The organism is Arenimonas malthae CC-JY-1 (assembly GCF_000747075.1).
Classification (GTDB): Bacteria; Pseudomonadota; Gammaproteobacteria; order Xanthomonadales; family Xanthomonadaceae; genus Arenimonas; species Arenimonas malthae.
On the sequence record NZ_AVCH01000010.1, the window covers coordinates 1 to 11,568 of the forward strand.

Genomic DNA, 11,568 nt, shown 5'->3' on the forward strand with positions numbered 1-11,568 from the left:
CGACGCCGCCCTGCGCGCCCAGGGCCTGGCCGTGCACGGCTGGCGCGAGGTGCCGGTGTCGCGCGCCGACTGCGGCGAAATCGCGCTGCGCGGGCTGCCGCGCATCGGCCAGGTGTTCGTGGCGGCGCCGGAAGACGGCGACGCGGCGGCGTTCGAGCGGCGGCTGTTCCTGGCGCGGCGCGCGGCCGAACAGGCGCTGGCGGATGCACCGGATTTCTACGTGGTGACGCTGTCGGCGGCCACCCTCGGCTACAAGGCCATGGTGCTGCCGGAAGCGCTGCCGCGGGTCTTCCCCGACCTGGCGCGGCCGGAGCTGGCTTCGTCGGTCATCGTCTTCCACCAGCGCTTTTCCACCAACACCGCGCCGGCCTGGAAACTGGCCCAGCCCTTCCGCGTGCTGGCCCACAACGGCGAGATCAACACCATCGAAGGCAACCGCGCCTGGGCCCGGGCGCGCGCGGCGCACTGGCATTCGGAATTGCTCGACCTGCCGGCGCTGCAGCCGCTGGTGGCGATGCAAGGTTCGGATTCGCAGAGCCTGGACAACATGCTCGAGCTGCTGCTGGCCGGCGGCATGGACCTGCTGCAGGCCATGCGCATCCTGGTGCCGCCGGCCACCGCCTCGCTCGAACACAAGGACCCCGACCTCGCCGCCTTCTACGAGTACTACGGCCTGTCCTGCGACCCCTGGGACGGCCCGGCCGGCATCGTCATGTGCGGCGGCCGCCACGCCGCTTGCACGCTCGACCGCAACGGCCTGCGGCCGGCGCGCTGGCTGCTCACGGCCGACCGCACCCTGGTGGTGGCCTCGGAGACCGGCGTGTACGACGTGGCCGACGCCGACGTGGTGGCCAAGGGCAAGCTGGGCCCGGGCGAAATGCTGGCGGTGGACCTGGCCCGCGGCGAACTGCTGGGCAGCGAGGACATCGACGCCATCAACAAGGCGCGCGCGCCGTACAAGGCCTGGCTCAAGCAGGGCGTGTCCTACCTGAGCACCAGCCTGGTGGACCCCTCGCTCGCCGCCGAGCCCTTCGACGCGGCCACGCTGCGGCGTTTCCAGGTGCAGTTCCAGCTCACGCGCGAGGAGCGCGAAACCGAACTGCGCGTGCTGGCCGAAACCGGCCAGGAGGCCACCGGCTCGATGGGCGACGACACGCCGCTGGCGGTGATGTCGCGACGCATCCGCCCGGTGTACGACTACTTCCGCCAGGCCTTCGCCCAGGTCACCAACCCGCCCATCGACCCGCTGCGCGAGCAGGTGGTGATGTCGCTGGCCACCCAGCTCGGGCCCGAGGGCAACGTGTTCGAGGCCACGCCGGCGAACGCGGTGCAGGTGATGCTGAACTCGCCGGTGCTCTCGCAGCGCAAGCTGCGGCAGCTGCTGGCGCTGCCGCGCTTCGAATCGGCGAACGCGCTGGTGCACCTGCACCTGCGCGACGACGAAACGCTGGAACAGGCGCTGCACCGCCTGCGCGACGAAGCGGAAGCCGCCGTGCGTGGCGGCGCCATCCTCGTGCTGCTGTCCGACCGCTACCCCGCGCCCGGCGGCGCCGTGGTGCCGGCGCTGCTGGCCACCGGCGCCGTGCACCACCACCTGGTGGCCACCGGCCTGCGCTGCCGCGCCAACCTGCTGGTGGAAACCGGCAGCGCCCGCGACGCCCACCAGGTGGCCTGCCTGATCGGCGTCGGCGCCACGGCGGTCTACCCCTACCTGGCCTACCAGACGCTGTCGGCGCTGGGCCGGGCCGGCGTGGTGGAGGGCAAGATCGGCAACGAGCCGGCCGAGCTGGGCCGCAGCTACCGGCGCGGCATCAAGAAGGGCCTGCTCAAGATCCTGTCGAAGATGGGCATCAGCACCATCGCCAGTTACCGCGGCGCGCAGCTGTTCGAAGCCGTCGGCCTGGCCGACGAGGTGATGGCGCTGTGTTTCCCCGGCATGGCCAGCCGGATCCAGGGCGCGGGGTTCGCCGAACTCGAGGCCGAGGCGCGGGAGCTGGCGGCGCGCGCCGCCGCGCCCACCGCCGAACTCGACCCGGGCGGCCGCCACAAGCTGGTGGTCGGCGGCGAAACCCACATGTTCAACCCCGACGTGATCAACAGCCTGCAGCGCGCCGTGCGCAGCGGCGACGCCGCCGACTACCGCGCCTACGCCGCGCACGTGGACGGCCGCCCGCCCTCGGCCCTGCGCGACCTGCTGCGGCTGCGCACCGACGTGGCGACGATTCCGCTGGACGACGTGGAGCCCGTGGAAGCCATCCTGCGCCGCTTCGATTCGGCCGGCATGTCGCTGGGCGCGCTGTCGCCCGAGGCGCACGAGGCGCTGGCGGTCGCGATGAACCGGCTGGGCGCGCGCTCGAATTCCGGCGAAGGCGGCGAAGACCCGGCCCGCCACGGCACCGAGAAGCGCAGCAAGATCAAGCAGGTGGCCTCGGGCCGCTTCGGCGTGACGCCCGAGTACCTGGTGAACGCCGAAGTGCTGCAGATCAAGATCGCCCAGGGCGCCAAGCCCGGCGAAGGCGGCCAGCTCCCGGGCCACAAGGTCAACGCCATGATCGCGGCGCTTCGGCATGCACGGCCCGGCATCGGCCTGATCTCGCCGCCGCCGCACCACGACATCTATTCCATCGAGGACCTGGCGCAGCTGGTGTTCGACCTCAAGGAGGTGAACCCGGGCGCGCTGGTGAGCGTGAAGCTGGTGTCGCACGCCGGCGTGGGCACCATTGCCGCCGGCGTGGCCAAGGCCTATGCCGACCTGGTGACCATTTCCGGCCACGACGGCGGCACCGGCGCCTCGCCGCTCTCGTCCATCCACCACGCCGGCACGCCCTGGGAGCTGGGCCTGAGCGAAGTGCAGCAGACGCTGCGGATGAACGGCCTGCGCGGCGCGGTCCGCCTGCAGGCCGACGGCGGCCTCAAGACCGGGCTGGACGTGGTGAAGGCGGCCATCCTGGGCGCCGAGAGCTTCGGCTTCGGCACCACGCCGATGGTGGCGCTGGGCTGCCGCTACCTGCGCATCTGCCACCTCAACAACTGCGCCACCGGCGTGGCCACGCAGGATGCGCGACTGCGTGCGCACCACTTCATCGGCTTGCCGGAGATGGCCATGAACTTCTTCCGCTTCGTCGCCGAGGACGTGCGCCAGTGGCTGGCGCGGCTGGGCGTGGCGCGGCTGGAAGACCTGATCGGCCGCACCGACCTGCTGGACATCGCCGAAGGCAGCACGCCGCGCCAACGCCGGCTCGACCTGTCGCCGCTGCTGGCCGCCGCCAGCGGCGCCGGCGCCGCCGACCGCCACAACACGCAGGCGCGCAACCCGCCGCGCGACACCGGCGAACTGGCCACGCGCATGCTCGATGACATGCGCGCCGCCATCCACGCGGGCGCCGGCGGCGAGTTCAGCTACCCCATCCGCAACCGGGACCGCAGCATCGGCGCGCGCCTGTCGGGCGAAATCGCCCGCGTGCACGGCAACCAGGGCATGGCCGGTTCGCCGCTCACCGTGCACCTGCGCGGCCACGCCGGCCAGAGCCTGGGCGCCTGGAACGCCGGCGGCCTGCAGCTGCACCTCACCGGCGACGCCAATGACTACGTGGGCAAGGGCATGGCCGGCGGGCGCATCGTGCTGCGGCCGTCGCCGGAGTCGCGCTTCGCCGCGCACGAAACGCCGATCATGGGCAACACCTGCCTCTACGGCGCCACCGGCGGCGAGCTCTACGCCGCGGGCCGCGCCGGCGAGCGCTTCGCGGTGCGCAATTCCGGCGCGCAGGCGGTGGTGGAAGGCGTGGGCGACCACGGCTGCGAATACATGACCGGCGGCGTGGTGGCCGTGCTGGGCCGCACCGGCCTGAACTTCGGCGCGGGTTTCACCGGCGGGCTGGCCTACGTGCTCGACCTCGACCGCGATTTCGCCGACCGCTACAACCACGAGCTGGTGGACGTGCACCGCATCACGCCCGAGGGCATGGAGCACCACCGCCACCACCTGCGCGGGCTGCTGCGCGCGCACGTGGAGCTCACCGGCAGCGCCTGGGGCGCGCGGCTGCTGGAGGACTTCCGCGACGTGGCCGGCAAGTTCTGGCTGGTCAAGCCCAAGGCCGCCTCGCTCGACCAGCTGGCCGAAGAGCTGCGGAGCGCGGCATGAAGCCCCGGCCCTTCCAGTTCCTCGACGTGCCGCGGCGTTTGCCGAAGGAACTACCGGCGAACGTGCGCGTGCTGGGCTGGCAGGAGATCTACGGCGGCTTCGACGCCGCCGGCGCCGCCGAACAGGGCGCGCGCTGCCTGGACTGCGGCAACCCTTACTGCGAGTGGAAGTGCCCGGTGCACAACCCCATCCCGGACTGGCTGGCGCTGGTTCGCGAAGGGCGGCTGTTCGAAGCGGCCGAGCTGGCGCATTCGACCAACCCGCTGCCCGAGGTCTGCGGCCGCGTCTGCCCGCAGGACCGGCTGTGCGAGGGCGACTGCACGCTCAATACCGGCTTCGAGGCGGTCACCATCGGCTCGATCGAGAAGTACATCGTCGACGAGGCCTTCCGCCAGGGCTGGCGGCCGGATCTTTCCGCGGTGCGCGCCACCGGTCGCCGCGTGGCGGTGGTCGGCGCCGGGCCCGCGGGCCTGGCCTGCGCCGACCGGCTGGTGCGCGCGGGCATCGAAGCGCACGTGTTCGACCGCCACGCCCAGGTGGGCGGCCTGCTGACCTATGGCATCCCGGCCTTCAAGCTCGAGAAGTCGGTGATGGATATCCGCCGCGCGGTGCTCGAGGGCATGGGCGTGCGTTTCCACCTGGGCACCGAGGTGGATGCGGCGCTGGGCGGCGAACTATTGCGCGATTTCGACGCGCTGTTCCTGGGCACCGGCGCCACCACGCCGGTGGACGCGGGCCTGCCGGGGCAGGCGCTGCCGGGCGTGCTGTCGGCCCTGCCCTTCCTGGTGGCGAACGCGCGCCGGCAGCGCGGCGAGCGGCATGCGGACGACCCGGCGATCGAACTGGCGGGCCGGCGCGTGCTGGTGCTCGGCGGCGGCGACACGGCGATGGACTGCGTGCGCTCGGCGCTGCGCCTGGGCGCGGCGCAGGTCACATGCGCCTACCGCCGCGGCGAGGCCGACATGCCGGGTTCGCGCCGCGAAGTGAAGAACGCGCGCGACGAGGGCGTGCGTTTCCTGTTCCACCGCCAGCCGCTGGCCATCGAAGGCGCGGGCCAGGCCACCGGCGTGCGCCTGGTGGAAACCCGTGCGGCGGCGGGCCGCGGCGGCGCGATCGAAACCGTGCCGGGCAGCGAACAGGTCGAAGGCGCCGACGTGGTGATACTGAGCTTCGGCTTCCGCGCCAGCCCCGCGCCCTGGTGGGGCGAACACGGCATCGCGCTCGATGGCGCCGGCCGCGTGCGCACCGACGGCACGTCGGGCGCCACCAGCCATCCCAAGGCCTTCGCCGGCGGCGACAACGTGCGCGGCGCCGACCTCGTCGTCACCGCCGTGCACGACGGCCGCGAAGCGGCCCACGCCATCGCCCGCAAGTTGGGGCCAGGGAACAGGGTTGGTTGAAACAGATACGTTCTCTGCCCCCGTTTTCCGGCTCCGGTATCATCGGCGGCTTGGGACAGGGGAGTTTCGATGGGCGAGTTGCAGGACCTGACGTCGCTGGTGCGGGCCAATACCGCGCTGCTCGTGATCGAGACGCCCGACGAGGCGCGGGTGGTGGACCTCTTCCGGCACCTGCTGATGAACGTCTGGCGGCCGCTGTACCGCTGGTCCATCACCGAAGGCCTGCGCCGGGTGGACCTGGACGGCGAAGACGCGCCCCTGTCGCCGCCCGACGCCACCACCACGCTGCGCACCATCCGCGAACTCGACCAGCGCAGCATCTGCCTGCTGCTCGATTTCCACCCCTACCTGGGCTACGCCACCACCCAGCGCCTGCTGCGCGAAACGCTCGAGCGCCGCGGCAGCCTGGCCCATACCCTGGTGCTGGTGGGCGCCAAGATCGAACTGCCGCCCGACCTCGAGCACCACGCTGTGCGCTTCAGCCTGCGCCTGCCCGACGAGCGCGCCCTGCTCAAGCTGGTACAGGACGAAGCCGCCATCTACATGCGCGAACACGGCGGCAAGCGCGTCGAGGTCGACCAGGAGGCGCTGAAGGTCATCGTGCGCAACCTGCGCGGGCTGTCGCTCACCGAAGCGCGGCGGCTGGCGCGGCACCTGATCTTCAGCGACGGCGCCCTGCACCTGGGCGACCTGCCCGAGCTGGCCAAGCTCAAGTTCGAGCTGCTCAACAAGTCCGGCCACCTGCACTTCGAATACGACACCGCGCGCTTTTCCGAAGTGGCGGGCCTGGAACGCCTGAAGGCCTGGGTGAACCAGCGCCGCACCGCCTTCACCGCCGACGCGCTGCCGCCCGGCCTGGACCCGCCCAAGGGCATGCTGCTGCTGGGCGTGCAGGGCTGCGGCAAGTCGCTGGCGGCCAAGGCCGTGGCCGGCGGCTTCAACGTGCCGCTGGTGCGCCTGGACTTCGGCACGCTCTACAACAAGTACCACGGCGAAACCGAGAAGAACCTGCGCGACGCGCTGTCCTCGGCCGAGCAGCTGGCGCCCTGCGTGCTGTGGATCGACGAGCTGGAAAAGGGCCTGGCCGCCAGCGGCAGCAGCGAGGACGGCGGCGTCTCGCGGCGCGTGCTGGGTTATTTCCTGACCTGGATGGCCGAGCGCAAGTCGAAGGTGTTCCTGGTGGCCACCGCGAATGCCGTGCACGACCTGCCGCCAGAGCTGCTGCGCAAGGGCCGCTTCGACGAGATCTTCTTCGTGGACCTGCCCGACCACGCCGCCCGCGCGGAAATCTTCCGCCTGCACCTGGCGCGCCGCGAAGTGGCCTGGGAAGGGTTTTCGCTCAGCGCGCTGGCCGATGCCGCCGACGGTTTTTCCGGCGCCGAGATCGAGCAGGCCATCGTCAGCGCGCTCTACGCCGCCCACGCCGACGGCGTGCCGGTGGACGAGGCGCGGGTGGTGCAGGAAATCCGCAACACCCGCCCGCTGAGCGTGCTGATGGCCGAGCAGGTGCAGGCCCTGCGCGACTGGGCGCGCGGGCGCACCGTGCCGGCGGATTGATTCAGCGCGCCCCGGCGGATTCGCCGGGCGGGTTCCAGTCGTCCGGCGGCAGGGCCGGGCGGCCCATGGCGGCATTGGCCACCCGGAAAGCCGCCAGCTCGCCGCTGTCGGCGAAGGCATCGAGATAATCCCGCCACTCGCGCTCGTCCAGCCGCAGTTCCGCGCCGCGCAGGGATTCGAAGTGCCACGCCATCTCCCGCTGGCGGCGCCTGGCCTCGGCCTTCAGCGAATCGTCGCCGTGAACCTCGATGACCGCGGATGCGATCGAAAGATCGAGCGCCAGCTGGCCTTCCCTGAGCATGCGCACCGCGATCGCGAGGCAATGCCCCTGCAAATCGCCTTCGGCTTCCCGGCAAGGCTGAACGAAGTACTGGTAGGCCGGCAGGGCCAACGCGGTCGCGAACCCCATGGCGCTAATGCCTGCGACGGGGATGCGGTTACCCGGGTCGGACCGGGCGAGGTGATCGGCGGGCACCTGCGCGTAGCGCCGGTAGAGCGAACCGAAGACCTTGGGCACGTCGTGCCGGTATCCGGGGGCCTCCGCGGCCAGGCGCGCCTCGCGCAGGAAACCCTCGGCGTCGCCAAGCGCCCACGCATGCCCCATCAGCACGAAGTGGTGGTAGGCGTTGTCGCCGGCCAATTCGGCCAGGCGCGCCAGGTCGGCCAGGCAGGCGTCGCTGGCCCTCGCCGGCGGCAGGCAGGTCATCTGGCTGAGCAACAGCGTGGCGTCGTCGTGGCGGGCGGCGGCCGCGCGCGCGGCCAGCTGCCCCTGCACCACCTGCACCCGCGCCAGCAGCGCCGGGTCGAGCGCCGCCTGCCGGGCCTCGTCGCCCTGCATGAAGTCCAGGGCCCGGGCGAGGTAGGCGTCGGACAGCGCGTCGCCCGGCGATTCGGCCACCGCGAGGTGGTAGCGCAACCAAACGACCTGACGGGCGCCCGATTCCGCGTCAGATGTTGCCTCGGCATCCACGATTGTCGGCGCGGCGGCGAGCAGGCCCGAGAGCAGCATCGCAAACAGGATTTTCATTCCTTGCCTCTCCTCTCGAAGAACGCCTTGTAGGAGCGGCTTCAGCCGCGACTGCTCCTGGCGAAGGGCGGTCGCGGCTGAAGCCGCTCCTACAGTGAAGCGTGGCGCCAACGCGCGCGGTCACAGCCGCTGCAGCAGCCACGCCCAGGCGGGCAGCGTGGCCAGCGACAGCAGGATGCCATAGCCGACCATGGCCGAGGCCAGGCCGGGCGCGAGGCGGTGCGAGATGGCCAGCGCGGCCGCGGTGACCATGGGCGGCATGGCCGATTCGAGCACCACGGTGTCGTGCTGCACGCCGTCCAGCCGCAGCAGCGCGGCCAGGCCCAGGGCCAGCGCCGGCATCACCGCGAGTTTCAGCGCCAGGCCCGCCACCAGCGGCCTGAGTTCGTCGCGCGGCAGTTTCAGCTTCAGGCCCAGGCCGATCGCCAGCACCACCAGCGGCAGCAGCGCGTCGGCCAGCCGCTGCAGTCCGCCGGCGATCCACGACGGCGGCTCGGCGGGCATCAGCGTCAGGCCGAACAGCATGGCCAGGAACGGCGGGAACGTGGCCACCCGGCGCAGCATGTCGCGCGGCGTCGGCTCGGCGTCGCCGCCGTAGCGCGCCAGCACGTACAGGCCGAAGGTGGACAGGATCAGGAAGGCGCCGAACTGGTCGTAGATGACCGCGTACGGCAGCGCGGCCTCGCCCAGCAGCGCGCGCACCAGCGGGTAGCCCAGGAAGCTGGTGTTGCCCAGCGCCACGCACAGCAGCAGCACGGCGTGTTCGTCGCGGCGCAGGCGCAGCCAGCGCGTCAGGCCGGACACCGCCAGCACCGTGGCGCCCACCAGCAGCCAGGGCACCGCGGCCACCGCCAGCACCTCGGGGCCCAGCGCCAGGCGCGGCGCGTAGCGCAGCACCGCCGCCGGCAGGCAGACGTACAGCACCACCTTGTTGAGCACTTCGGCGGCGCTGTCCGGGAACACCCGCAGGCGCTGGAACAGCAGGCCCAGGGCCAGCATCGAAAGGATCAGCGCGAAGGCGTCGAAAGCCATGCCGGCAGGGGCTCCAGGGTGTCGGGACCGCCGCGCCGAACCGCGGCGGCGTTCACGTCGCGGGAAGGCGGGACCGGGGTATCTTCGCGCATCCACCGCCCGGGAACCCAGCCATGCGCCTCACCCTGACCGCCCTTGCCCTCGCCGCCACGCTGGCCGGCGGGGCTGCCGCCGCCGACCGCATCACCGGCCTGCCCTTCGCCACCCGCTCCGAGGTGTATGCGACGGAGGCCATGGCCGCCACCTCGCACCCGCTGGCCACGCAGGTCGCGCTGGACGTGATGCGCCGCGGCGGCAGCGCCGTGGACGCGGCCATCGCCGCCAACGCCGCGCTCGGCCTGATGGAGCCGACCGGCAACGGCATCGGCGGCGACCTGTTCGCCATCGTCTGGGACCCGAAGACGAAGAAGCTGCATGGCTACAACGGCTCCGGCCGCTCGCCGCGGGCGCTGTCGCTCAAGTGGTTCCAGGACAACGGTTACGAAGACATCCCGCCGCACGGCCCGCTGCCGGTGACGGTGCCGGGCGCGGTGGACGGCTGGTTCGCCCTGCACGGCCGCTTCGGCAGGCTAAGCATGGCCGAGGTGCTGGCGCCCACCGTGCGCTACGCCCGCCAGGGCCACCCGGTGCACGACACCATCGCCTACTACTGGGGCCGCAGCGTGCCCGTGCTGTCGAAGTGGCCGGGGTTCACCGAGCAGTTCACCGTCGGCGGCCGCGCGCCGCGCACCGGCGAGATCTGGAAGAACCCGAACCTCGCCAACACGCTGGAAACCATCGGCCGCGAAGGCCGCGACGCCTTCTACAAGGGCGACATCGCCCGCAGCATCGACGCCTACTTCAAGGCCAACGGCGGCTTCCTGCGCTACGAGGACCTGGCCGCGCACCAGGGCGAGTGGGTGGACCCGGTGAGCACCAACTACCGCGGCGTGGACGTGTGGGAGATCCCGCCGAACGGCCAGGGCATCGCCGCGCTGCAGATCCTCAACGTGCTCGAAGGCTACGACTTCTCGAAGATCCCCTTCGGCAGCGCCGAGCACGTGCACCTGTTCGTGGAAGCCAAGAAGCTCGCCTTCGCCGACCGCGCGCGTTATTACGCCGACCCGGCCTTCCACCCGGCGCCGGTGGCAAAGCTGGTTTCGGAAGACTACGCCGCCGAGCGCCGCAAGCTGATCAACCCCGACCGCGCCGCGCGCGCCGTGGACGCGGGCATCCTGCAGGACGGCGACACCATCTACCTCACCACCGCCGACAAGGACGGCATGATGGTGTCGCTGATCCAGTCCAACTACCGCGGCATGGGCAGCGGCATGGCGCCGCCGGGGCTGGGCTTCATCTTCCAGGACCGCGGCGAGCAGTTCGTGCTCAAGCCCGGCCACCCGAACTCGTTCGAGCCGGGCAAGCGGCCCTTCCACACCATCATCCCGGCCTTCATCACCAAGGACGGCAAGCCGTGGGTGAGCTTCGGCCTGATGGGCGGCGCGATGCAGCCGCAGGGCCACGCCCAGATCGTGATGAACCTGGTGGACTTCGGCATGAACCTGCAGGAAGCCGGCGACGCGCCGCGCATCCAGCACGACGGCAGCACCGACCCCGCCGGCCGCATGCTGGAGATGACCGACGGCGGCGTGGTGAACCTCGAAACCGGCTTCCCCTACGAAACCATCCGCGCGCTGATGCGCAAGGGACACCGCATCGAGTTCGCCGACGGCCCCTACGGCGGCTACCAGGCCATCGCCCGCGACCACGCCAACGGCACCTACATCGGCGCCAGCGAAAGCCGCAAGGACGGCCAGGCCGCCGGCTACTGAGCCCCCAAAGGGAAGGGCCCGCCGAAGCGGGCCCTTCCATTTCGCTTCTGTAGGAGCGGCTTCAGCCGCGACCGCCCCTCGCCGGATCTCAGTTCAAGCCCGGCCGCACCATCACATGGTTGCTGATCGTGCCCGAGTCCGGGTTGACGATCTGGTACAGGCCCTGGATCTGGGCGTTCGGCGCCGACACGGTCACGTGCAGCGTCGCGCGCGGCGCCGCGGTGAAGCCGGTCAGCATCGTGTCCAGGTCCACCACCGTGGTGCCGCCCGCCGGCACCATGCCGGTGAGGTTGGCGGTGGAGATGACGTTGCCGGTTTCTCCGAGCACCCGCACTTCGTACACGCGGTCCTGGGAGCCGGTGTTGGTCAGCACCATGCGCGAGAGGTAGTTTTCCGGCACCTGCGCCAGCGGGGCCTGGAGTTCGGCGCCGTTGCGGGTGATCTCGCCCAGGGCCAGGGGACCGCGGGTACCGACGGCATAGGTCGTCGGGTCGGCCGACACCGGGGCAAGCGCCACGGTGAATTCGCCGGCGCGGATCGGGTCGCCGCCCGCGGCGTAGCACAGGAAGTGGTTGAAGGCGGCATTGCTGCCGATGGTGA

At 71.6% G+C, this 11,568-nt stretch carries 7 protein-coding genes; 4 read left to right on the forward strand and 3 right to left on the reverse strand.

Annotated elements, in window-relative coordinates; translation table 11 throughout:
- The 3 genes from gltB to N790_RS01485 all read left to right on the forward strand — a co-directional run.
- The coding region (gltB, locus tag N790_RS01475; protein WP_043799944.1) for a glutamate synthase large subunit at positions 1 to 4,141 on the forward strand (4,141 nt) is incomplete at its 5' end.
- Entirely contained in the window at positions 4,138 to 5,541 is a 1,404-nt protein-coding gene (locus N790_RS01480) for a glutamate synthase subunit beta (RefSeq protein WP_043799945.1), read from the forward strand. The genes gltB and N790_RS01480, both read left to right, overlap by 4 nt.
- Positions 5,542 to 5,610: 69 nt before the next feature.
- Positions 5,611 to 7,098: an AAA family ATPase gene (locus tag N790_RS01485; RefSeq protein ID WP_043799947.1), complete on the forward strand. Its 1,488-nt coding sequence runs from the start codon at positions 5,611 to 5,613 to the stop codon at positions 7,096 to 7,098.
- 1 nt (position 7,099) lies between these two features.
- Here N790_RS01485 and N790_RS01490 read toward each other — a convergent pair whose 3' ends face one another.
- Together N790_RS01490 and N790_RS01495 are read right to left on the reverse strand one after the other, a co-directional pair.
- Positions 7,100 to 8,125, reverse strand: coding sequence for a hypothetical protein (locus tag N790_RS01490; protein ID WP_156969877.1), 1,026 nt, complete (start codon positions 8,123 to 8,125; stop codon positions 7,100 to 7,102).
- A gap of 120 nt (positions 8,126 to 8,245) precedes the next feature.
- On the reverse strand, positions 8,246 to 9,157 hold the full coding sequence (locus N790_RS01495; RefSeq protein WP_043799950.1) for an AEC family transporter: 912 nt from the start codon (positions 9,155 to 9,157) through the stop codon (positions 8,246 to 8,248).
- A 113-nt stretch (positions 9,158 to 9,270) separates the two neighbouring features.
- On the opposite strand from N790_RS01495, the gene ggt reads away from it, so the two are divergent.
- Positions 9,271 to 10,968, forward strand: coding sequence for a gamma-glutamyltransferase (gene ggt / locus N790_RS01500; RefSeq protein WP_043799952.1), 1,698 nt, complete (start codon positions 9,271 to 9,273; stop codon positions 10,966 to 10,968).
- An 88-nt stretch (positions 10,969 to 11,056) separates the two neighbouring features.
- Here ggt and N790_RS16235 read toward each other — a convergent pair.
- Positions 11,057 to 11,568: hypothetical protein (locus N790_RS16235; protein ID WP_043799953.1), on the reverse strand; the 512-nt coding region annotated here is incomplete at its 5' end.